Raw genomic sequence first — 21,900 nt, 5'->3', positions numbered from 1 at the left:
GCCGAACGGGGGTTCTTCGCGCCGGTAGCGATCGCCCCGCTATTACCCTGTTCCCGGTGACCGATTCCGTCGACGGCTCTCCGAGCACCGAACCCGTGTACCGGGACGAGCGTCTTCGGCTGTTCTCCTTCGCCACCGCCGAGAAGCGCGCCGACTACCTGCGGGTCCTCGATGCCTTCGATCGGGCGCGCGCGGCGTATGTGGTGTTACTGCACGCCGACGACGTCGCCGCCTGGATCGACGCCGCCGAGAAGCCGGCCGCGGGCTCCGAGGCCTCCAGTGAGCTGACCAGGCTGACGGCCGCCGAGATCGGCCCGCTGCTCGACCAGCTGCACCGGTGGGGCGTGCTCGAACGCAGCTACGACGGTTCGCGGGCGGCGACCCTCGCCGAGTACCGCAACCGGCATTTCGTCTACCAGTTCGCCCAGGCCGGGTTCCAGGCCTATCGGGCGGTGGCGGGCGTGCTGGAAGCGCGTTTGGACGATGTGGCGCTGCCGCGGCTGGTGTTGCCGGAGCTGCTGGCCGATCTCGAAGCGCTGGCCGAGGCCAATCGCGGTGCCGACGCCGAACGCGTCTACCGCACGCTGCGCAGGCTCGATATCGCGCTGACCGATATGGCCGGGCACGCGGCGCAGTTCTATCTGTCGCTCGGTGATCTGGTCCGCACCACCGAGATCACGCCCGAGGCGTTCCTCGCTCACAAGGACGCCCTGCTCGCGCATATGCGCGAATTCGGCCTCGACCTGGCCCGATTCGCACCTCGTCTGGCCGCGGCGATCCTCGCGGTCGAGGCCACCGGGCTCGACGAGCTGATCGAACGCGCGGCCCGTTGCGATGAACGGGTGCTGTTGAGTCCGGCGAGGCGGCAGGTCGATTGGCGGTCGCGCTGGGAGGGGTTGCGCACCTGGTTCGTGCCGCCGGAGGACGACACCGGCACCGAGGCCGAGCGGCTGCGCGAAGCCACCATGAGCGCGATCGCGGCGGTGCTGTCGCTGCTGCGGCGGGTCACCGAAACCCGCAAGGGCGGGGTGAGCCGGGAGTCCGCGCTGCGCCATCTGGCGGCCTGGTTCACCGCCGCACCCACCGCCGACAGTGCTCACGCGCTCTTCGATGCCGTGTTCGGGCTCGGCCGCCCGCGGCATCTGGCGACCGAGCATCCGGACGCCGATATCGTGCCCGCGATCCGGTCCTGGTGGGAGGCACCGCCGTTGGAGATCTCGCGGACGCTGGCCGAGACCGGGCGTCCGCCCTCGGCCGGTGCGCCGGCCCGGATCCACCGCAATGACGCGGGTATTCGCCGATTGCGCGAAACCCAGCTGGCGGCCCAACGCGAGCGGGCGGCGGCGGCGCGGTCGCTGGCCGGCGCCGATGTGCACGAGCGGGTGCTCGACGAACGCGAGACCGAGGTGCTGCTGCGGCTGCTCGATTCCGCCTCGACGGCGTGGGTGCCGGTGAGCGGGCGGGTCGGCGGGACCACCGGGTCCGACAGCGGCGTCACGCTCACCGTCTCCGCGCACAGCGGTTCCACCGTGGTGCGCACGGCTGCCGGGATGCTGCATCTGAACAATCGCAAGCTCGAGGTGCGCCAGACCACGCGCGCCTCGGCTCGCAAGGTCGCGACCGGCGGCGAGGGGGATCGGGCATGACCGCAAGCCGGCGCATCGATGCGCTCGCGCTGGACAATTATCAACGCGCTGCCCGCGTCGTGCTGGCCAATCACCTGGTGACCCGCACCTATCCGGATCGCATCGCGCTGCCGCTGGTGCGTCGCTGGGCAACTGAGCTGCGCGAGGATCTGGCCGAGTTGTTCGGCTACCGGCTCGAGGTCACCGAGACGACCGCGCGGGTGTTCCCGGTGCTGGACCGGCTCGATGCGAGCAGGCCGGCGCGCACTCCCGCCGACCGGGTGTTCGATCGGCGTCGCTACGCGTACCTGGCGCTGGCGCTGGCCGCGCTGGGTCGAGCGGGCGATCAGATCACGCTGTCCGAGCTGGCGGATCAGGTGGCGGTGTACACCGCCCAGATGGACGGGCTCGATCTGGCGACCGAGCGCGGCGCCGACCGCGACGCCTTCGTCGATGCGGTGGGCTGGCTGGCCACCCGCGGTGCGCTGACCCTGGCCGACGGTGACGCGAGCGGCTGGGCCTCCGACCCGGCCGCGGGCGAGGCGCTGTACGACATCGATCGGGCCGTGGTGTTCGCGCTGTTCCGGCCGCCGCGCGCGTTGCAGCACCTGCACAGCGTGCACGGTTTGCTCGGCGAACCCGCAGGCACCGGCGCAGCCTCGACCCGCCAGACCGAGGCGGCGCGCCATGTGCGGCGGGTGCTGGTCGAGCGGCCGGTGGTGTACGCCGCCGACCTCGGGGCCGACGAAGTGGCGCTGCTGACCCAGGATCGGCTCATCGCCGAGGTCGAACTGTTCACCGGCCTGCGCGCCGAACGCCGCGCCGAGGGTGTGGCCTTGATCGATACGTCCGGGCGGTTGTCGGACGTCCGGTTCCCCGGCACCGGGACCCTCGCCCAGGTCGGGTTGCTGCTCGCGGGTGAGGTCGCCGATCGGGTTCTCGATATCGATGATCCGATCGCGCGGCGCACCGGGGGCACAGAGCCGGCGTCCTCGCTCGCGGCCGATCTCGACGCGGCAATCCCGCGGGAATCGGTGTTCGAGCCGTTGAGTGAATTCGACACCGCGTCAACCGAATCCGACGAGGCACCCACCGAACCAGCGCCGGAACCGGAACATCCCTTCGTCGATACCGCGTGGATCGACGAGACCGTCCGCGCGCTCACCGACCGGTACGGCGCCACCTTCGCCGCCCAATGGCAGGCCGATGTTCCCGGCCTGACCGCCGAGGTGATCGCGCTGCTCGAACGGTTGCGGCTGATCGTCTGCGTGCCCGGCGGAGTGCTGGTGCTGCCCGCTCTGGCGCGCTACCGAGGTGCGGTGGTGACAGTGCGCGCGAAGAAATCTGCCGAGCTGTTCGTCACTGCCGCCGAGACGTTTCCGGCGACCGAGGACCGACGTCACCCCGAACCCGTGCTGGACACGGCCGGTACGGAAGGAGCCGAGTAGATGCCGCTCATTCACGGCGGGGTGCGGTTCGTGCCCACCCGCGCGGGAATCGTGAACCTGTGGGACTACCGGGATCAGGAGTTCTGCTTCGCCGACGGCCGGTTGGTGCTGCGCGGGCCCAATGGTTCCGGTAAGACCAAGGCGCTCGAGGTGCTGTTCCCGTTCGTGCTCGACGGGCGGATCGAGCCGCGCCGGCTCAACCCGTTCGCCGGTGAAGAGCGCACCATGAAGTCGAATCTGCTCTACCGCAAGCAGGAATCGGCCTACTCGTATGTGTGGATGGAGTTCGCGCGCGGTGATTGGGACGACCCCGAGGTGGTCACCGTCGGTATCGGCATGCGCGCCACCCGGCCCTCGGACAAGGTGACCCGCTGGTATTTCGTCGCCGACGGCCGGGTGGGCGTGGACTTCTCGCTGCTCGGGCCGGACGACCGGCCGTTCACCCGCAAACAGCTGGCCGAGCAGATCGGGTCCGATGCCATCGTCGACCGCCCGGTCGAGTACCGGGCCGCGATCGACGCGCGCATGTTCGGGCTCGGGCAGCAGCGCTACGACCAGCTCATCAACCTGATCCTCACGCTGCGCCGCCCGCAGCTGGCCAAAAACCTCGATCCGCGCGGGCTGTCGCAAGCACTCACCGATGGCCTGCGGCCGCTGGACGAGCAGCTGATCATGGACGCGGCGCGCTCGTTCAGCGATATGGAGGAGGTCGGGCGGACGCTGGCGGGGCTGGTCCACGCCGATACCGCGACCAGGGATTTCGTGGCCGTCTACCGGAAATATCTTGCGGTGCAGGCCAAGACCGACGTCGATCAGGTCGCGACTCGCCTGGACGCGGTCACGCACGCCTCGACCGCCCTGTTCGCGGCGACGGCGTTGCGTGAGCGCCGCGAGGCCGAACGCACCGCCGCCGAGGCCCGCGCAGAAGACGCCGACCGCGCGTATGAGCAGGCGATCGCCGATCGCGAAACCCTGCAACGGTCCAGCGCCTACGAGGGCAAACAGCAGCTCGACGACCTCGCCGACGCCGTCCGCCGCCTGGAGGTTTCCGCGGGCGCGCACCGCGACAAGGCGGTCAAGGCCGCGCAGACCCTCGATCAGCGGGCGCAGGAGGCCGAACGCGCTACGGCTGCCGTCGCCACCACCGCCGCGGCCTTGGCCCGGGGTGAGGACGAATTGCGGGCCGCCGCCGAGGAAGCCGGCATCGCGTGGTCGCCGTTGCCGGACGGATCGCGGGCCGAGCAGCTGACCGCCGCCGTGCGCGGCCACGCCGAGGAACGTGATGCCGACGTGCGCGCTGTGCGTCAAGCCCTCGGCCTGCTCGATACCGCGACCGCCGAGCGGACCAGGGCCGAACGGCTCGCCGACCGGGCCCGCACCGCGCGCGATGAGGCGGCGGCCGAGATCGCCCGCGCCGAAGCCGCGGTGGCCGTGGCCCGCACCGAAGCGAGTGCGGCGCTGCGGGAATGGTGGTCGGCGTATCGCGAGGTGTATGCCGCCGACGGCAATGGCATCGTCGACGCCCTCGAGACCGCGCTCGCCCAGACCGGCGCCGACGAGATCGCGGGCCTGCCCGAAATCCTGGCCGAACATGCCGAACCGCTGCTCGACCAGCTGCGCACCCGCCGCCAGGAAGCCAAGTCCCGTGCGGCCGCCGCCGCCCAGCAGGTCCGTGAGCTCACCGCCGAACGCGATCGGGTGGCCGCCCAGCGCGACGACGCCCCGCCGCCCTCGCCGACCCACACCGACTCGCGCGACGGGCTGGCGGGCGCGCCGCTGTGGCAGTTGGTCCGCTTCGCCGACGACGTGTCTGCCGAGGACGCGGCCGGTATCGAATCGGCGCTGGCCGCCGCCGGTCTGCTGGATGCCTGGGTCTGCGCGGACGCCGACCGGCCCGCCGAGTTCGACTCCGAGCTGTTCCTGATCCCGCTGCCCGAGCACGCACGACCGACCAGCCGCACCCTCGCCGATGTGCTCGTCGTCGAGGACGATTCCGACGCGCTCACCGTGCCACGCGCCGAAGTCGCCGCCGTATTGGCGTCCATCGCTCTCGGCGACAGAGCAGTCGATTCGGCCGCTGCGATGTCCTCCGGTGTCGCGCCGGCTGATTGCGCCGACGCCATGCGTCCGGGCGAGGAACCAGCAGCCGGGCCCGACCACACGGTGAGTTCAACCGGCACCACCGCCGGGCACGCCGGCGCCGATTCACCGGTCGGAGCACGCTCCTCTACAGAGCTCGGCTCCCCCGGGCACGACAGCTCCGGCTCGATCGCCGCCGGTCCAGTCCTCGTCTCGGTCTCCGGCCACTTCCGCACCGGTGTCCAGCTCGGCCGCCACCACAAACCGCATGCCGAGTTCATCGGCACCACCGCGCGCGCCCGCAGGCGTGAGTCGCGCATCGCCGAACTCGATCAGGCCATCGAGTCGGCCACCGCCGCCCAGCGCGCCGCCGCGGACGAGGAGGCCGAGGTGTGCGCGCGGTTGGCCCGAATCAGCGCTGCGGCCAAGGCTTTGCCCCGGCCCACCGGTGTCACCGCCGCGTTGCGGGCGGTGTCCGAATGCGCGGGCATGCTGCGCTCCAAGTCCGAGGCCGCCACCCAGGCCGAGGCCGATCTCGATCACGCGGTAGCGCAGGTGGCTACGGCGGAGAAGGCGCTGCGGACCGCCGCCGCCGCGCACCGCACCCCCCGCGACGCCCGCGAACTCGACGCCCTGGCCGCCGCGATCCGGCATTTCGAGAACACCGGCACCGGGCTGCTGCGGCTGCGCGCCGAGCACGACCGGGACCGGGAACGTGAGCGCGAGGCGAATGACCGACACGGTGAGGCGCGCGATCTGGCCGAGGCGTTCGCCGAGGAAGCCGAGGCCGCGCAGGCCGGGTTCGAGGAACAGTCCCGCAAACTGGAGACCCTGCGCGAATCGCTCGGCGCGAGCGCCGCCGATATCGACCGCGACCTCGAGCAGGCCCGCGAACGCATCGACGCCGCCAGGGCCGAACAGAAGGCCGCGCGTAAGGCCGCCAATGCGGCGATCGAAGCGGTCGGCGATGCGGAAGCCGCCTACCGGACCGCCCACGAAGCGCTCGGCACCGCGCTCACCGAGGTGCTCGCCGATGTGCGGGCGCTGGCGCCCTACGCGCAGCCCGATCTGCTGGCCTTGCTCGGCGCGAACACCGAATGCCGCTGGCCGAGCAGCGACGCCGCGTGGTCCACCCCGGATCAGCTGCTGTACCGGATCGCGGCGGCGGGACCGGAATCGGAGCCCGCGGTGCTGCCCGACGAGGTCGCCGAACTCTTCGCCGAACTACGCGCCGCCACCGAATCCGTGCGCGCCACCGAGGCCGGCCGCAAATCAACCCGCAGCGCGGTGACCACCGCCCTCCAGGAATTCGACGCCGCCCTGGCCGCCTCCGGCCGCGACTACCGGGTGCACTGGGATGCCGCCGATGGCTTGACCGTGGTGCGCGTGCACGACGAACACGGTGTCGCCCCGCTCGCCGAATTCGCCACCCGCGTCGATGCCGCCCGCCGCGATCAGGAACTCCTGCTCACCGACGCCGAACGCCGCATCCTCGAAGACGCCCTGCTCACCGGACTGGCCCAGCAGATCCACGAACGCACCAGCGACGCCCGCGAACTCATCAGCCGGATGAGCGCGGAGATGAAGCAGCGCCGCATGTCCTCCGGCAACACCATCGGCGTGCACTGGCTGCTCGCCGACGGCCTGTCCGAGGCCGCGCGCGCGATGTGCAAACTGCTCGACCGCGACACCTCCGCGCTCAGCGCCGACGATCTGGCGGCCATCCGCGCGCATTTCGCCGCCGAGATCCGCGCCGCCCGCGCCGCCCACCCGGAACGCTCCTACCCCGAGATCCTCGCCGCCACCCTCGATTACCGCACCTGGCGGGTGTTCTCGTTCACCCTGATGTCCGCCGACGGCAGCGAGGACCGCCTCACCGTCGCCCGCCACAGCGCCCTGTCCGGCGGCGAGCAATCGGTGTCCCTGCACCTGCCGCTGTTCGCCGCCGCCCACGTCATGCTCGACTCCGCCGACCCGCAGGCCCCCCGCCTGCTCGCCCTGGACGAAGCCTTCGCCGGCGTCGACGACAACGGCCGCAGCGAACTACTCGGCCTCAGCGTCCAATTCGACCTCGACCTGTTCATGACCGGCTACGACCTGTGGATCACCTACCCCCACGTCCCCGCCTGCGCCCACTACGACCTCGCCCACTCCACCGCCGAGAACACCGTCAGCGCCACCCTCCTCGTCTGGGACGCCGGCGACCTCCTCGCCGAACACGACGGCACCGACCTCACCACCGCCCTCCACTCCCCCAACCGTCGTCGGCTACCGCACTCGATCCACGGCGGGTTGCCGCTGGAACCCGTCGGGTGAATCACCGCCCCACCATCGCGCGAGCCCCCGGCCGGGCCACCCCTCCGGCCGGACCTCGACCCCTCATCCCCCATCCGGCCACCAGATCGCCAACGCCAGCACAAGCAGCGGCAATCCGACCGCCACCGCGAACCCGCCGATCTCCCAGCCACTCACCGCACGGGCCCGATCGTCGCCCACCTCGCGAACGACAGGCGCGGTAGCACCACTTCCACATCGGCAATCTCCATCACCCTGTTCAGCTCCAGCGGGCTGAGATGCTCTGGTGCGGGCAGGATCACCACCTCCGCTTGCGCATTGCGTACCTGGTCGGCAACCGGAAGCACCGAGAACCGATGCGGCCAGACCACCCGATACCCGAGCTTCCGAGCCAGGCGTTGGACCTGCGCCGTCTCCCAGTCCGGGGCGGTGCTCGCGTCGTGGTCGATCCATCCGAACGCTGGTGCGTCAGTCACCGTTCTCCAGCTACTTTCGTCGAAGGGCGCTCCTACCGGTGAGCATCCGGCTACTCGCATGAATATGGGCCGACGTTCCCGAGCAGGAGCGGGACGACCTCGATGTTTCGCTTGCGCCGATGCCGTCGAAACCATGTGCCGGGGACGTTTGGTGACGTTAGGCTGGCTACACAATGTCCTGAACGTCCCAGGGGGGCTTGCGATGTCATTGGGATCATCACCGAACGAACGTCTGCGCGCCGCCATCCTGGATGCCGGGCTCACCAATGAGGCACTGGCCGCGCAGGTCGAACTCGACCCGAAGAGCGTCCATCGCTGGGTGACAAAGGGGGTCGTGCCGCGTCGGACGACGGCCCGCAAGGCGGCCGAGGTGTTGGGAGTTGCCGTCGGTTTTCTGTGGCCAGAGCTGGATCTCGGGACGAAAAAGGCCGCGCAGCTGGAGATCGTCGGCCTCTATCCGCACCGCGCCGACGCGCCGCGCCATCTGTGGCTGGACCTCTTGGCAAACACCGAGTCGGACCTTTGGCTGTTCGCGAATGCCAGCCTCTTTCTTCCCGAACAGAACCCTGAATCCATCGATCTGATTCGGCGCAAAGCCGATAGCGGCGTCCGTGTACGAATACTGTTGGGCGACCCGGATTCACCCGAGATGGCGCTGCGAGGGGAAGAGGAAAGACTCTACGAGGCGATACCGGCCCGTATTCGCATGGCGCTGACCTACTACAGCCCACTGGTGGGAGTTCCGGGCGTCGAATTCATGCTCCACCGCACGTGCCTCTACAACTCGATCTTTCGCTATGACGATCAGATGTTGGTCAATCAGCATGTCTACGGCACCTATGGCTACAACGCTCCGCTCTTACACCTCCGACGCGTTCAGGGTGGCGACTTCTTCGACACCTACGTGCGCAGCTTCGAGCGAGTGTGGGAAGGCGCCGCACCGATAACAGATTCACATTTCTGGAAAATGTTCTCGGCCGCGAACTTCAAGACGCGCGCACCTGCTTGATCGCGGTCAGAAAGGACGCGGTGTCTTCGAGGTCTGGAAGCACTATGTCGGCTCCGGCTTCGGCAAGAACCTCAGCGCGATCGCTGCCCGTGGCGACCGCGACGACCTTCGCTCCGCCCTCGACACCGGCGCGCACGTCGTTGGGTGTATCCCCGATCAGTACAGTGTTGTCCCTCGCAAACGGCACCGCATACTTCTCGGCAGAACGCCGTTGGGCAATGCCGACCAGATTGGCGCGGACTTCGTCATCAGAGCCGAACGCACCGATGTCCCAATCCAACGGCGGGCCGGCCAAGTCGAAGGTATCGAGTTTCACGAACGCGTTCGGCCGGATGTTTCCCGTCAGTACCGACTGGACCGCCCCATCCATCTGAGCAAGGGCGTCCAACGCCGCCCGTACACCTGGGAGCGCGCGCCCCCGAGCGGCGAGAGTCGCCCGCCGAACAAGCAACGATCTTTCCAATGCACCGAAAATGTTCTCGGGCCCCTCCGTGAGCACCGCGCCGTGGCGCTCGGCCAGATCCCGCATGATCAGAAGGTCGGTGCTCCCACCCGTCCGCGGCCGAAACTCGGCCCGCCGCCCCGTCAGCAGCTCGAACGCTCCGGCGTAGGTCTCCTTCGAAACCCCGCCATTAGCGATCATCGTGTTGTCCACATCCCACAGGACTAGCAGCGCTCCCACCTGCAAAGGGTACGTGCCGAGCACTCGCACGCATGTGGCAAACACCTGTCATACATGCGAGATGGCCTATAGGAGCCGTATCTGACTCGGATCGGGCAGCGAGTGTGGTCGCTCGTCGGTGTGCCAGGCGTACTCGATCCCGCTCAACCAGCCACCCTCGACCCACAGGATGACTTCCCCGACCGGCTTGCCGTCTTGATCGCTCACGTCACCGCTGGCGACTATTCCGTCCGTCGACACGGATGCCGGCGCCGCTCCGGGCTCCACAGCCAGGTCGACGCTGGGCGAACCAACGCCCCAGGTGGCGACCACCCGTGCACACGGGACTTGCGTCAGGTACTCACTCGCGCCCGGCACCCCGGACGACAGCAGCATCCTGACAACGCCGACCTCCAGATCGGTCAAGGCCCGCGGCGGTACGGGGGTGCTCATCTATCTCCTCGGTTGGCGCGCTATGTCTCGGAACGTAGCGAAGCACCGTCGATGGAGTGGCGGCGGACTTCAGGACGAAAAGCACCCGCTTGATCGCTGTCGGAAAGTCGGCGGTGTCTTCGAGGTCCGCAAGCACGCGGGCTACGCCGATCCGTGCGAGAAGCTCGACACCGACGGCCGCTCGGTGCGGGATGGGCGCCGCGGAGCTTCAGACCCAGACGATGTGGCGGTACCACAGCACCGAATTAGTCTTCGCCAGCACGCAGTTACGATCCTTATCGATGCATATCGACTTGATGTTCGATTCACTGGACGGGCTGTCCGTAGGAGATGCGCTCGGTGCGGTATTCCCCATTCTGCGCCGGACGATCGAGGACGTTCGGACGGGTCGGCTGACCGGTGGGCCGTGGAACTGGACCGATGACACCGAGATGGCGTGCAGTGTGGTCGCCGAACTGTGTGTCAACGGCGGAATCGGCCAGGATCGGCTGGCCGCCGCCTTCGCGAAGCGGTGTGACCGCGGGCGCGACTATGGATTCATGACCGTCGACTCGTTGCGTCGCATCCGCGACGGCGCGTACTGGCGTGACGTCGCGGCCGCCGCGTTCGACCATCAGGGGTCGTGCGGTAACGGTGCGGCCATGCGGGTGGCGCCGCTGGGTGCGTGCTATGCCGGGGATCCGGAACGGATTGTCACCGAGGCGATTCGATCGGCTGAGGTGACGCATCTGCATCCCGAAGGTGTGGCCGGGGCGGTGGCGGTGGCAGTGGCAGCCGGTCGCGCGGCGACCGCCCGGATGTCCGGAGTACACCCCGTCCCAGCGGAATTCATCGACGACATCCTCCCCTACCTGGACGACGGCGAAACCACTCGGCGGATCCGCCATGCCCGGACCCTGCTCGGCGCTCCAGTCGAGGTGGCCGCTAACGAGCTAGGAAAAGGTTCCCGGGTGACCGCCCAAGATACGGTTCCGCTCGCGATCTGGGCCGCCGCCACACATCTCGGCAACTATCCGGCCGCGATCGCGACCTGCCTGGCGGCGGACGGCGATATCGACACCACCGGCGCCATCACCGGTGGGATCGTCGCCGCCTACACCGGCGCGGGCACCGGACCGGTGACCGGAGTCCCGACGCCCTGGCTGTCCGCACGAGAACCGTTGCCCGCCTGGCACGACCCGCACCGGCGGACCCGCCCGAAATCAAGGCGACTGCGCCGGTGGTGGTCCGGAGGCTCCTGAGCTATCGGTGGCTGCGATCGGCGGTTTCGGGCTGACGCAAGGTACAGCACGTTCGCGTCATATACGACTACACAGGCCACGTCAGATACCCAGTTCCTGTCCCAGATCGGAGAGCTCGTCGGCAGCCGCGCGACCGGACTCTTCGAGTCGACGCTGATAGTCGCGAAGGTCGTCGAACCTGACACGTCGATGGGTGCCTACCAGGCGGAAGGGAACCTCACCCGCCTCCAGAAGACCGACCAGGTACGGCCGCGACACGTTGAGCATGTCCGCGGCCTGTTGGGTCGTCAGTTCGGCGTCGGAGGGCACGATCGTCACACCGCGGCCATTCGCCGCTTCGGCCAGTACGAATGCGAGCAGGTCGACGACGGCCCGGGGCACGACCAGGGCGTCGTCACTGCCGACTTCACGGCCGACCGCGATCATTTCCTCGTCGGGATGGTGGGCGAGGTAGTCCCGGATGCGGCGCATGGCCCGCGCGGCGATCTCCGCGTCAACCGCACCGGGCTCGATCCGCTTCGCTGTGTGGACTCCGGTCATGGGTCACCTCCGATCCCGATTATAGCCATAAACGAAATAAACGAAACGCTTCTCCATCTCTTGGAAGGCTCATCCGCTTGAGGTGCGCCGGGACGGTGAAAGCCCCCGCACCGATGAGTTCGGCAGCGGCGCCCCGTCTACCCTGCGAACCCCGAACCGGAACGAAGAACGGATACCGCACATGTCGAACAGCACCCAGAGCACCGGTCGCCGAGTCGCCGCCGAGGTCACCGTGTCGATGGATGGGTACAGCAGCACCGGGCCCGAGGACGATATGAGCTGGTGCATGGACCATATTGTGAGCGGGCAGAGCGAGATCTATTACGAAGGGATCTGGCGGGGTGTGGACACCGCCTTGCTCGGGCGCACCAACTGGGACGGGTTCACCGCGGTGTGGCCGGGGTTGACCGAGGACCCGGCCAGTTCCGCGCGCACCCGCGATCTCGGGCAGTGGCTGGCCACCGTCGAGAAGGTCGTTTTCAGCAAGACGCTGGAGCAGTCCGACCTGGACAAGGCCGCATGGACCAACGCCAGGATCGGTCGCGACCTCGAAACGGAGGTGCGCGCGCTCAAAGATGCGCCGGGCCGCGACATCCTGGTTCTCAACAGCGCCAGCATCATTCAGCAACTGCTCGCGGCAGGGCTCGTCGACGACCTCTACCTGACCATCGTCCCCACCACCCTGGGCGGCGGACTGCGGCTGCTCCCCGACAACTACGCATCGAGCTGGAAGCTCGCCAGCGCCACCACCTTCCCCGACACCAGCACCATTTCCGTGCATTACAACCGGGGGTGAAACGCCGGCTGGATCACCAGGAGGACTGCTGTTGCATTGCGCCGGGTCGAGGCCACGAAGACAGAGGGGCCAGGGTTACGTCGGCTGGGGCACCGACCACCAGGAACCCATCTAGCCTGCCATCGGGACAATGCCGGCCAGGGTGTCACCCAGCTCCAAACGGGCCATATCTGCGTCATAGCGGGCCTGCATATTGATCCAGTACATGTCCGACAGATTCAGCGCGCGGGCCAGGCGCAGCCCGGTGTCGGCGGTGATACTGCGGTGCCCGTGCACGATGGCGTTGATGCGGGTCAGCGGCAGCTGGGTGGCCTTCGCCAGCGCATACTGGCTGATCCCGAGAGGCTCCAGGAACTCTGTCAGTAGGAGTTCACCGGGATGGGTGGGCTTGAAGTCGGTCATGGCACCCTCCTTAGTGGTAGTCGACGAGTTCCAGCTCGTGTGCACCTGCGTCCCACCTGAAGCAGAGGCGCCACTGGTCGTTGACGCGGATGCTGTATTGCCCTCGGCGATCACCGGACAGCTTTTCGAGCCGGTTGCCGGGTGGCACGCGGAGGTCGTTGATGTTGTCAGCGGCGTCGATCAGCTGCATCTTGTCGCGGGCCTTCTTAGCGAGTTGCCCGTTGATCCGCTTGGTGTAGTGGAGGTTCCATACAGCCTCGGCGTCACTGTCCTTGAAGGAGCGGATCACACCGACAATACTAACGCACGGCGTTAGTATTGTCATGCGTTACCATCAGGTACACGCTCAGCGAGCGGGCGCGGCCCGCGCAGGCCGCGCCACCGCGGCCGCCGGCCTGATCGCCCGCCCGGGCGGAAGTCACCTGGCTGGAGGAAGCCCGCCGGCTCGGGCCAGCTCGTGCAGGAGCGCCGCGGTGGAGTCGTCCAGCGGGTAGAAGAGCTCGACGGCCAGTTCGGCGAGGGTGACGTCGGAGGGGGCGCCGAAGGTCATGGTGGTGCTGAACATTCGCAGGTCGCCGGCGGCGGTGCGGATGTGGACCGGGATCGAGAACGGGCTCGGGGTCACCTCGTCGATCGGCTCGTCGGGGTCGTCGGGCATCGGGTAGCGGGACACTTCGTCGTAGAGATCGCGCAGAGCCGGATCTCCGGTGGCGCGCACCTGCCCGATCAGCCGCTCCAGGAGGTACTTCCGGACCTGCCTGTAGTTGACCATCCGGGCGGGTGACTCCGGTCCCTCCGGGTACAGGGCGATGCGATACACGTTGGGCGGCTCGGCGGCCACCTCGTCGGCGATCGCGGAGCCGAACAGTTGCATGCCGCGATTCGCGGTGATCACGTTCCAGTACCGGTCCACCAGCACCGCCGGGTACGGTTCGTGCGCCGCGAGCATGGTCTCCCAGGCGGTCCGCGACGACGCGAGCTCCGCGTCATCGAGCGGACTCTCCCGGTATTCCGGCGTGAACCCACCGGCCAGCAGTACCGTATTCCGCTCCCGCAGCGGCATATCCAGCGCCGCGCACAGCTTCAACACCATTGCCCGGCTCGGCTGCGAGCGACCGGTCTCCAGGTAGGAGATGTGCCGTGCCGAACTGTCGGCGGCCAGGGCGAGTTCGAGTTGGCTCAACCGTCGCCGGAGCCGCCACTGCCGCAGCAACGCTCCGACCGGAGAACCCTGGTTGCCCTGTCGCACCACCGCAGATTAGCGAGCCTGCACTCGCGGACCCAATCGGTCCATGACCTGTCGGGTCATTGAGCACCGGTCGCTGTCCTGGCAGCGTCGAGGCCGAGCCCATCCGGCTCATCAGCGAGAGGAAGAACTCATGACCGACGACGTCACCACCGAAAATGAGCTGCGGGCACTGCTGGACGCGCAGATCGAGGCCTGGGCGGCCGCGGACGGCGCCGCCTTCGCCGACACGTTCACCGAGGACGGCGTTTTCGTCTCGGTGATCGGCGAATACCTCCCGGGCCGCGCGACGATCGCGGCGACCATGCAGGAAGGGTTGAACGGGTTCATGAAAGGGACACGGATGCCCGAACCCGAGGTGCTGAACCTGCGTTTCCCGGCGCCGGATACGGCGATCCTGATCACCCGGTCCGGGCGGCCCGCGCCACCGGAGGCGACACCCGATCCGGACGAGACATCGATCCAGACTCGGGTGGCTGTGCGTCACGAGGGGCGGTGGCTGTTCAGCAGCTTCCAGAACACCCGCGTCGGCGGCTTCCCACCCGGGTGAACCGACCTCGACTGCCGGCGCGGGCGATGGATGCGCGCTGTGATGGTCGCTCGCGAACGGATCCGGTCGCCGCCGAGCTCAGCGCACGCTGGCGTCGGGCACCCGCGGCGGGCACGGCATACCAGGGAAAGTGGCCAACTCGAAGTGCCACCACTCGTTGTCGAAGGTCCGGCAGAGCCCCCAGCGATACCCGTTGGCTTCCAACCAACCCGCGCCCTCGATCGGCCCGACGTCGATGGCACGGCCGGTGACGTGAGTGGATTCGCCAGGCGGCAGCACCCAGCGGCGGGCTTCCTCGGGGCTGCCGTAGGTGCGGAGGCCGTCGTCCCACAGCGCCTGCTGTTCGGCGGGGGTGCGGTAGCCGGAGGTGATGGACAGCGGAACGCCGGCGGCGTGGGCTTCGTCGGCGGCCATGGTGTAGGCCAGCGCGAGCAGGGGGTCGAGACCCTCGGTGCCCGCCGCGGCGATCGGCCAGACCAGGGCGGCGCCGGACGGCGGGGGCGCGGGCTGCGGTGCGGGCGCGGCCTGGGCAGCAGGCGCTGCGAGGCCTACCGCGACGGCGAGCGGCGCCAACACGGCCGCGATCGCCGGCCGGCGCCCGATCCATGCTTCCCTCGATGACCACATAGCCGTCGATGGTAGCGCGACACGCCGAGAGGCCCAGCTCACGCCTGCGGGGGCGCGACCAGGCAGAACAACTTGAAACAACAACTGTCCACAAGTTTATCCACGTGTTGTGGATCACAATTCGCATGCGGCAATGGTTTTCACCTTCGCCCACCTCAATCCCGTTGACCACCAGGAATGCCGAATCCGCAGGGACGAGAACGGGCTGCGGCGCAACCGAATCCGCTCAGGATTGTGGTTGTCCACAGCCCATCCCCATCATGTGCATAACCTATGACTCGCCCGAGTCCAGGACACGGCCCCATCCCACCTGCATATCGCATACGTTGTGGCGCTTTACCCGGGTCCAGAACGTATGCGACGTCGTCACCACCTATGCGTGAGCTCAGACCCGTTCCTTGGAGCGGGTGCGCACGCGCAGCGCGATCGGCTTCTGGGTCTCGGCGAAGAAGTCGTTGCCCTTGTCGTCGACGACGATGAACGCCGGGAAGTCCTCGACCTCGATCTTCCAGACCGCTTCCATGCCGAGCTCCGGATATTCGAGCACCTCGACGTTCTTGATGCAGTCCAGCGCCAGCCGCGCGGCCGGGCCGCCGATCGAGCCGAGGTAGAACCCGCCGTGCTCCTTGCACGCCTTGGTCACCTGCGCCGAACGATTGCCCTTGGCCAGCATGACGAAAGAGCCGCCCGCGGCCTGGAACTGGTCGACGTAGGAGTCCATGCGGCCCGCGGTGGTCGGCCCGAAGGACCCGGAGGCGTAACCCTCGGGCGTCTTGGCGGGGCCGGCGTAGTAGACGGCCATATCGCGCAGGTAGTCCGGCATCGGCTCGCCTGCGTCGAGGCGCTCCTTGATCTTGGCGTGCGCGATGTCGCGCGCGACCACCAGCGGGCCGGTGAGCGAAAGCCGCGTCTTGACCGGGTATTTCGACAGCTCGGCGCGGATCTCCGACATCGGCCGGTTCAGGTCGATCTTCACCACGTCGCCGCCGAGGATGGCGTCGGTCTGCTCGGGAAGGTACTGGGCCGGTTCGGTTTCCAGCTGCTCCAGGAACACGCCGTCCTTGGTGATCTTGGCCAGCGCCTGGCGATCGGCCGAGCAGGACACGGCGATGGCGACCGGGCAGGACGCGCCGTGGCGGGGCAGGCGCACCACGCGCACATCGTGGCAGAAGTACTTGCCGCCGAACTGCGCGCCGATGCCGAACTCGCGGGTGAGCTGGAAGACCTCTTCCTCGAGTTCCAGATCACGGAACGCGTGGCCGGTCATCGAGCCCTCGGTGGGCAGGTTGTCCAGGTAGTGCGCGGAGGCGTATTTGGCCGTCTTCAAGGCGAATTCGGCACTGGTGCCGCCGATGACCACGGCCAGGTGGTAGGGCGGGCAGGCCGCGGTGCCGAGCGAGCGGATCTTCTCGTCCAGGAACTCCAGCATCCGGGTGGGATTCAGGATGGCCTTGGTTTCCTGGTACAGGAACGACTTGTTGGCCGAACCGCCGCCCTTGGCCATGAACAGGAACTTGTAGGACGGGTCGGCCGGATCGCCGGGGTTGGAGTACAGCTCGATCTGCGCGGGCAGGTTGTTGCCGGTGTTCTTCTCGTCCCACATGGTCAGCGGGGCCAGCTGCGAGTAACGCAGGTTCAGCTTGGTGTAGGCGTCGTACACGCCGCGGCTGATCCATTCGGCGTCGTCGGCACCGGTGAGCACGCCCTCGGACTTCTTGCCCATGACGATCGCGGTGCCGGTGTCCTGGCACATCGGCAGGATGCCGCCCGCGGAGATGTTGACGTTCTTGAGCAGGTCGAGCGCGACGAACCGGTCGTTGCCGCTGGACTCGGGGTCGTCGATGATCTTGCGCAGCTGCGCCAGGTGCGCGGGGCGCAGGTAGTGGCTGATGTCATGCATCGCCTCGGCGGTGAGCAGGCGCAGGGTCTCCGGCTCGACCTGGAGGAAGGTGCGGCCGTTGTGCTCGAAGGTGCTGACGCCTTCGGTGGTGAGCAACCGGTACGGGGTGTCATCGGCACCGATCGGCAGCAGGTCTGAGTAGCGGAAGTCCGGCGCGGCGGTCACTGAAGCGCACTCCTTCGGGCAAAGTGTCGGGCTCGGCAACAGCCACGGCTGGACTGAAGCACAGCGAGCCTAACGACCGATCGGCACCCCGCATGCGGTTAGGCAACCCTATCCAAGGCTTGCCATACTGGGATCGGCCACAAAAGGTTGCACGTTCAACCCCGAGGGTGCTAACTCTCGTTTCAGCAGGTATCGCGCGGTGCGCCGGTGCGCGGACCTGACCCGAACCGCCGGAATTGGAGCACCAACGTGACCGACCCCCACTGGCTCGATGACGTCGAAAAGCGGGCCTGGATGGGATTCGTCCGGACCCGCGACCTGATCGCGGCCGCTGTCGGACGCGATTCGACGCGGGAATCCGACCTCACCTACGTCGAGTATTCGGTCCTCGCCTACCTCGCCGAGGACCCCGAGCACTGCCTGACCTTCGCCGATCTTGCGGCCAAGCTGGAGTGGTCACAGAGCAGGCTCTCGCATCAGATCACCCGGATGGAGCGGCGCGGTCTGGTGACCCGCACGCCCATTCCCGACGACGCCCGCCGCACCGCCGCCCGTCTCACCCCGCGCGGAGTGGAAGTACTGACGACCGCGGCGCCGGCCCATGTGGACAGCGTGCGCAGGCACATGATCGACGTCCTCGATCGCGAGCAGCTCACCGCTCTGGCCGATATCTACGACGTCCTGCTGAAGCACCACCGCGCCTCGAACGGCAATAGATAGGCCGGCTCACCACGGGTGAGCCGGCCTTTTCAATTGTCAGGCGGGATTCGAGACCGCGGCGCCGAGTTCGTTCGCGGCCGGAACACCAAGGGCGCGTTCGAATCCGGCGGGCACGACGATATCGCTGCGATCCAGGTCGCGGATGCTGGTCTTGCGCAAGCCCAGCAGCGCCGAGTCGATGCCGCCGCGCAGGATGTCGAGCACGTTCTCCACCCCGGCCTGCCCGTTGGCGGCCAGGCCCCACAGGTAGGCGCGGCCGATCATGACCGCGCGGGCACCGAGCGCGACCGCCTTGACGACGTCGCTGCCACGCCGGATACCGCCGTCGAGCAGCACCTCGATCTCGGAGCCGACCGCATCGGCCAGCACCGGGAGAGCACGGATGGCGGCGGGAGTGCCGTCGAGATTGTTGCCGCCGTGGTTGGACACCGAGATGGCGGCCACGCCGGCGTCGACGGCGCGGTGGGCGTCGTCGACGCGCATGACGCCCTTGAGCATGACCGGGCCGTCCCACTGCTCACAGATCCAGCGCACATCGTCCCAATCGGGGGCGGGGGTGCCCATCCATTCGCCGTAGGCACCGAAGAATCCGGGCGCGGGCGCGCCACCGACGGCCATGTTCGGCGCGGTGAGGTCGGGCAGCTTGCCCGAACGCACATACGTGCTCAGCCAGCGCGGCTTGACCAGCGTCTGCGGCGCGAACTTCATCATGGTGCGCAGGTTCAGCGATTCCGGGATGACCGGGCTGCCCCAGTCGCGCCCGTGTGAGAACGACCAGTCCAGGGTCAGGATCAGCCCGACCGCGCCCGCGGCCTTGGCCCTGGCCATGCGCGCCGAGATCTCGTCCTTGCTGCCGCACCAGTACAGCTGGAAGAACGTCGCCGGATTGGCCGCGATCACCTCTTCGATCGGCTTGCTGGCGAACGAGGACAGCCCCATCGCGGTGCCGCGCGCTGCGGCGGCACGGGCGACGGCCACCTCACCGTCCGGATGCACCGCCTGCACACCGGTCGGCGAAATCAGCACCGGCATCGAAATCTGCTGTCCCAGCACGGTGGTCGACTGATCGCGCTCCCCGATCGGCCCGGCGACGTGCGGCGCGAAACCCAGTTCGGTGAAGGCGGCCTGATTGTCCTCGATGGTCTGGCCGCGTTCGGAGCCGGCGATCAGCGCGCCGTACACCGATTTCGGCAGCCGCTTCTTGGCGCGCCGCTGCGCTTCGGCGACGGTCTCGAACCACGGGTTCATGGCTGGGTCCTTTCGGGGGAGGTCACCGGCCACCACAGCCGGGTCTGGTCGGTCAGTTGGGTGATCAGGTCGGTCAGCAGGGCGGCGCCCTCCTCGGCGGTCGCGCCCGCCGGATCGCCGAGCACGCCGTTGGGGCTCACCGCGCGCACTCCCCCGCTGCGCAGCAGCGGCAGGATCCGCGGCAGCGGCCGGGTGTCGCCGGCCTCGGCCCGTTCGCTACGAACCCGGTCGGGCGAGAGCGCCAGTTGCAGTGCGGTTTCGGTGCGTCCGGCGTGCGGATCGCCGTCGTAGCGCGGCAGGAACAGGCGCACGTCACGGGATTCGGTGCGCAACAACTCCACCGCCCGCCGCAGCGGCTCGACATTGCCGCCGTGCCCGTTGACGAGCACGATCCGGTCGAAGGAGCCGGTGGCCGAGCGGCACAGCTCCACGATCAGCAGTTCCAGAGCGGCCGCGCCGATGGACAGCGTCCCGGGAAAGCCCGCGTGCTCCCCGCTCGAGCCGTACGGGACAGCGGGCGCGACGAGCACATCCGAGCGCCGCGCGGCCAGGCCGGCACACAGCGCGAGCGCGATGTCGGTGTCGGTGGACAGCGGCAGATGCGGGCCGTGCTGTTCGGTCGAACCGATGGGCACGGCGAGGATCACACCGGCGGCGACATATGCGCCCGCCTCGGTCCATGTGAGATCCGCCATCATGGCGCCGACATTAACGTCACTCACTGACATAATCAATAGGCCGCCGGGCCGCATAATCAATAGCCGTGACGGCACACAGCACCCGCGGGCGCCCGCGCGGCACCAGCAAGCGCGAGCTCGAACTCATCGCCATGCGGCTGTTCAGCGAACAAGGCTTCGACGAAACCACCGTCGAACAGATCGCCGCGGCCGCGGGCGTCAGCGGGCGCACCTTCTTCCGCTATTTCCCCAGCAAGGCCGAGGTGCTCTGGTACCAGTTCGACGCCGAGGTCCAGGCCCTGCGCGAGGCGTTCGCCACCGTCGACCCCGACATCCCGATGATGACCGCGGTGCGCCGGGTGGTGGTCAACGCCAACCGCTACCGCGCCGAGGACGTGCCCGAACTGCGCACCCGCATGCAACTGGTCGCGACCGTGCCCGCGCTGGCCGCCACCGCCGGCGCCCACTACGACGCGTGGGAGCGCACCGTCAGCTCCTTCGCCGCCTCCCGCCTCGGCCAGCCCGAGGACGCGCTGATCCCGATGGCCGTCGGCCGGGCCACCCTCGCGGCCGCCCGCGCAGCCTTCGACGCCTGGCTGACCCGCGCCGATACCGATCTCACCGTCTACCTCGACGAGGTCCTCGAAGCCCTGGAACACGGCTTCGCACCACCGCCCGCGACCGGCCGTGACCGACGCCACGGCGCGACAGCACGACCTGGTGGTTTCGACGGCACGACGGCTGGGGTATGACTAGGCTCGATATCGGCACGCAGCCGAGCGCAACCCAGGCCGACCAGCGCGGCCCGACAGACCCGTCGAAAGGGGCACGAGTTTCCATGTCCGAGGTGTCCATGAGCCTTTCGGCGGACTCACTGGCCGCAGGACCGGTCGACAACCTGCTTCCGCAGCTGGTCGAGCATCTGCGCCAGAACCGCACCGTGCTGCGGGAAGAGTGGGCGCGCCGCATCACCGATGCCCGCCTGCTGACCGCCATGACGCCGGAGGAGATCTTCTCCGAGGCCACCTCGATCTTCGACAACTACGTCGAGGTGCTCGAGACCGGCAGCGTCGAAGCGCTGCAGGCCTACGCGCGTGATCTGTCCGAGCGCATCATCCCCCGAGGCGTCGAGACCGACGAGATCCTCGGCATCGTGCTGCTGCTGCGCGACGTGCTGGCCCGCTCGCTGTTCGAGAAGTACCAGTCGAACTTCGAACTGCTCAACGACGTCCTCGACGCCTACGAACCGGCCGCCAACCGCATCGCCAACACGGTGGGCGTCTCCTTCGTGCAGGAGCGCGAACGCGTCATCCGCCAGCAGCAGGAAGCCATCCGCGAGCTGTCCACCCCGGTGCTGCAGGTGCGTGAGCAACTGCTCATCCTGCCGATCATCGGCGTGCTCGACAGCCAGCGCGCCCGCCAGCTCACCGAACAGCTACTGCGCGCGATCCGGGCCAACCGCGCCAAGGTGGTCGTCATCGACATCACCGGTGTGCCCGAAATCGACCAGACCGTCGCCAACCACCTGGTGCAGACCGTGGACGCCTCCGGTCTGATGGGTGCCAACGTCATCATCACCGGCCTGTCCTCCGACATCGCGCTCACCCTGGTGACCATCGGCCTCGACCTGTCGAAGATGAACGCCGTCGGCGACCTCCAGGGTGGCATCGAGGAGGCCGAACGGTTGCTCGGCTACGAGATCTCCCGCGTCTCCGAGCGCGGCGGGCGTTGATCAGCCGCCC

Annotated in this window: 21 protein-coding genes; 10 read left to right on the top strand and 11 right to left on the bottom strand. The window is 68.4% G+C overall.

The annotated features are described in order from the left end of the window. Positions 1–56 precede the first annotated feature (56 nt). Genes FEK34_RS16430 through FEK34_RS16420 form a run of 3 tightly spaced genes read left to right on the top strand, consistent with a single transcriptional unit; the run spans position 57 to position 7,468 of the window. Complete coding sequence (locus FEK34_RS16430; protein ID WP_138448693.1) at positions 57–1,646, top strand: TIGR02677 family protein; 1,590 nt, start codon at positions 57–59, stop codon at positions 1,644–1,646. Continuing rightward, positions 1,643–3,073, top strand: coding sequence for a TIGR02678 family protein (locus tag FEK34_RS16425; RefSeq protein ID WP_138448692.1), 1,431 nt, complete (start codon positions 1,643–1,645; stop codon positions 3,071–3,073). Before FEK34_RS16430 ends, FEK34_RS16425 begins: the two co-directional genes overlap by 4 nt. Next, positions 3,074–7,468, top strand: a complete 4,395-nt coding sequence (locus FEK34_RS16420; RefSeq protein WP_138448691.1) for an SbcC/MukB-like Walker B domain-containing protein — start codon at positions 3,074–3,076, stop codon at positions 7,466–7,468. 152 nt (positions 7,469–7,620) lie between these two features. Here FEK34_RS16420 and FEK34_RS16415 read toward each other — a convergent pair whose 3' ends face one another. Then, entirely contained in the window at positions 7,621–7,923 is a 303-nt protein-coding gene (locus FEK34_RS16415; RefSeq protein WP_138448690.1) for a hypothetical protein, read from the bottom strand. 202 nt (positions 7,924–8,125) lie between these two features. Between FEK34_RS16415 and FEK34_RS16410 the strand changes: the two genes are divergently transcribed. Then, on the top strand, positions 8,126–8,932 hold the full coding sequence (locus FEK34_RS16410; protein WP_138448689.1) for an XRE family transcriptional regulator: 807 nt from the start codon (positions 8,126–8,128) through the stop codon (positions 8,930–8,932). On the opposite strand, the gene FEK34_RS16405 is transcribed toward FEK34_RS16410, so the two are convergent. Further along, a complete protein-coding gene (locus FEK34_RS16405; RefSeq protein ID WP_212748772.1) occupies positions 8,910–9,614 on the bottom strand; it encodes an HAD hydrolase-like protein in 705 nt (234 codons plus the stop codon). The two genes, FEK34_RS16410 and FEK34_RS16405, sit on opposite strands and share 23 nt — an antisense overlap. A 66-nt stretch (positions 9,615–9,680) precedes the next feature. Beyond that, positions 9,681–10,046 carry a hypothetical protein gene (locus tag FEK34_RS16400; protein ID WP_171048249.1) on the bottom strand — a complete coding sequence of 122 codons (366 nt, stop codon included), beginning with the start codon at positions 10,044–10,046 and terminating at the stop codon, positions 9,681–9,683. A gap of 281 nt (positions 10,047–10,327) precedes the next feature. Between FEK34_RS16400 and FEK34_RS16395 the strand changes: the two genes are divergently transcribed. Beyond that, positions 10,328–11,287 carry an ADP-ribosylglycohydrolase family protein gene (locus tag FEK34_RS16395; protein ID WP_249359283.1) on the top strand — a complete coding sequence of 320 codons (960 nt, stop codon included), beginning with the start codon at positions 10,328–10,330 and terminating at the stop codon, positions 11,285–11,287. Positions 11,288–11,368: 81 nt separating this feature from the next. Here FEK34_RS16395 and FEK34_RS16390 read toward each other — a convergent pair whose 3' ends face one another. After that, on the bottom strand, positions 11,369–11,827 hold the full coding sequence (locus FEK34_RS16390; RefSeq protein ID WP_138448688.1) for an excisionase family DNA-binding protein: 459 nt from the start codon (positions 11,825–11,827) through the stop codon (positions 11,369–11,371). 181 nt (positions 11,828–12,008) lie between these two features. On the opposite strand from FEK34_RS16390, the gene FEK34_RS16385 reads away from it, so the two are divergent. After that, complete coding sequence (locus FEK34_RS16385; protein ID WP_138448687.1) at positions 12,009–12,623, top strand: dihydrofolate reductase family protein; 615 nt, start codon at positions 12,009–12,011, stop codon at positions 12,621–12,623. Between the two features lie 111 nt (positions 12,624–12,734). Here FEK34_RS16385 and FEK34_RS16380 read toward each other — a convergent pair whose 3' ends face one another. The 3 genes from FEK34_RS16380 to FEK34_RS16370 form a co-directional block, all read right to left on the bottom strand. Next, positions 12,735–13,025 carry a HigA family addiction module antitoxin gene (locus FEK34_RS16380; protein ID WP_138448686.1) on the bottom strand — a complete coding sequence of 97 codons (291 nt, stop codon included), beginning with the start codon at positions 13,023–13,025 and terminating at the stop codon, positions 12,735–12,737. Positions 13,026–13,035: 10 nt separating this feature from the next. Next, a complete protein-coding gene (locus FEK34_RS16375; RefSeq protein ID WP_138448685.1) occupies positions 13,036–13,314 on the bottom strand; it encodes a type II toxin-antitoxin system RelE/ParE family toxin in 279 nt (92 codons plus the stop codon). Positions 13,315–13,443: 129 nt separating this feature from the next. Further along, complete coding sequence (locus FEK34_RS16370) at positions 13,444–14,274, bottom strand: helix-turn-helix transcriptional regulator (RefSeq protein ID WP_138448684.1); 831 nt, start codon at positions 14,272–14,274, stop codon at positions 13,444–13,446. A gap of 130 nt (positions 14,275–14,404) precedes the next feature. On the opposite strand from FEK34_RS16370, the gene FEK34_RS16365 reads away from it, so the two are divergent. After that, the gene (locus FEK34_RS16365; protein ID WP_138448683.1) at positions 14,405–14,821 is read left to right on the top strand and encodes an SgcJ/EcaC family oxidoreductase; all 417 of its coding nucleotides are present in this window, start codon (positions 14,405–14,407) and stop codon (positions 14,819–14,821) included. 78 nt (positions 14,822–14,899) lie between these two features. On the opposite strand, the gene FEK34_RS16360 is transcribed toward FEK34_RS16365, so the two are convergent. Continuing rightward, entirely contained in the window at positions 14,900–15,448 is a 549-nt protein-coding gene (locus tag FEK34_RS16360; RefSeq protein ID WP_249359281.1) for a M15 family metallopeptidase, read from the bottom strand. A gap of 385 nt (positions 15,449–15,833) precedes the next feature. Next, on the bottom strand, positions 15,834–17,513 hold the full coding sequence (locus FEK34_RS16355; protein WP_138448682.1) for a fumarate hydratase: 1,680 nt from the start codon (positions 17,511–17,513) through the stop codon (positions 15,834–15,836). 249 nt (positions 17,514–17,762) lie between these two features. On the opposite strand from FEK34_RS16355, the gene FEK34_RS16350 reads away from it, so the two are divergent. After that, the gene (locus FEK34_RS16350) at positions 17,763–18,233 is read left to right on the top strand and encodes a MarR family winged helix-turn-helix transcriptional regulator (RefSeq protein WP_138448681.1); all 471 of its coding nucleotides are present in this window, start codon (positions 17,763–17,765) and stop codon (positions 18,231–18,233) included. A gap of 36 nt (positions 18,234–18,269) precedes the next feature. Here the strand turns inward: FEK34_RS16350 and mftD are convergent, their stop codons facing one another. Next, positions 18,270–19,481, bottom strand: coding sequence for a pre-mycofactocin synthase MftD (gene mftD, locus FEK34_RS16345; protein WP_138448680.1), 1,212 nt, complete (start codon positions 19,479–19,481; stop codon positions 18,270–18,272). Continuing rightward, positions 19,478–20,179: a mycofactocin biosynthesis peptidyl-dipeptidase MftE gene (mftE, locus tag FEK34_RS16340; protein ID WP_138449072.1), complete on the bottom strand. Its 702-nt coding sequence runs from the start codon at positions 20,177–20,179 to the stop codon at positions 19,478–19,480. The genes mftD and mftE overlap by 4 nt, the downstream gene beginning before the upstream one ends. Positions 20,180–20,244: 65 nt before the next feature. Here mftE and mftR point away from each other — a divergent pair, with 65 nt between their 5' ends. Together mftR and FEK34_RS16330 are read left to right on the top strand one after the other, a co-directional pair. Further along, positions 20,245–20,910 (top strand): mycofactocin system transcriptional regulator, encoded by a 666-nt coding sequence (gene mftR, locus FEK34_RS16335; protein ID WP_138448679.1) that lies wholly within the window; start codon positions 20,245–20,247, stop codon positions 20,908–20,910. A gap of 86 nt (positions 20,911–20,996) precedes the next feature. Continuing rightward, positions 20,997–21,890: an STAS domain-containing protein gene (locus FEK34_RS16330; protein ID WP_014351608.1), complete on the top strand. Its 894-nt coding sequence runs from the start codon at positions 20,997–20,999 to the stop codon at positions 21,888–21,890. The last annotated feature ends 10 nt before the right edge of the window (positions 21,891–21,900 follow it).

Origin of the sequence: Nocardia cyriacigeorgica (assembly GCF_005863245.1) — a bacterium.
GTDB lineage: Bacteria > Actinomycetota > Actinomycetes > Mycobacteriales > Mycobacteriaceae > Nocardia > Nocardia cyriacigeorgica_C.
Note: the sequence above shows the minus strand (reverse complement) of the source record. Positions and strands in the feature narration are given on the sequence as shown.

Bases quoted from the DNA above. Each gene is read 5' to 3' on its own strand.
- FEK34_RS16425 (WP_138448692.1), top strand. From the start codon at position 1,643: ATGACCGCAAGCCGGCGCATCGATGCGCTCGCGCTGGACAATTATCAA.
- FEK34_RS16420 (WP_138448691.1), top strand. From the start codon at position 3,074: ATGCCGCTCATTCACGGCGGGGTGCGGTTCGTGCCCACCCGCGCGGGA.
- FEK34_RS16410 (WP_138448689.1), top strand. From the start codon at position 8,126: ATGTCATTGGGATCATCACCGAACGAACGTCTGCGCGCCGCCATCCTG.
- FEK34_RS16400 (WP_171048249.1), bottom strand. From the start codon at position 10,046: ATGAGCACCCCCGTACCGCCGCGGGCCTTGACCGATCTGGAGGTCGGC.
- FEK34_RS16395 (WP_249359283.1), top strand. From the start codon at position 10,328: ATGCATATCGACTTGATGTTCGATTCACTGGACGGGCTGTCCGTAGGA.
- FEK34_RS16390 (WP_138448688.1), bottom strand. From the start codon at position 11,827: ATGACCGGAGTCCACACAGCGAAGCGGATCGAGCCCGGTGCGGTTGAC.
- FEK34_RS16385 (WP_138448687.1), top strand. From the start codon at position 12,009: ATGTCGAACAGCACCCAGAGCACCGGTCGCCGAGTCGCCGCCGAGGTC.
- FEK34_RS16380 (WP_138448686.1), bottom strand. From the start codon at position 13,025: ATGACCGACTTCAAGCCCACCCATCCCGGTGAACTCCTACTGACAGAG.
- FEK34_RS16365 (WP_138448683.1), top strand. From the start codon at position 14,405: ATGACCGACGACGTCACCACCGAAAATGAGCTGCGGGCACTGCTGGAC.
- FEK34_RS16360 (WP_249359281.1), bottom strand. From the start codon at position 15,448: ATGTGGTCATCGAGGGAAGCATGGATCGGGCGCCGGCCGGCGATCGCG.
- mftD (WP_138448680.1), bottom strand. From the start codon at position 19,481: ATGAACCCGTGGTTCGAGACCGTCGCCGAAGCGCAGCGGCGCGCCAAG.
- mftE (WP_138449072.1), bottom strand. From the start codon at position 20,179: ATGATGGCGGATCTCACATGGACCGAGGCGGGCGCATATGTCGCCGCC.
- FEK34_RS16330 (WP_014351608.1), top strand. From the start codon at position 20,997: ATGTCCGAGGTGTCCATGAGCCTTTCGGCGGACTCACTGGCCGCAGGA.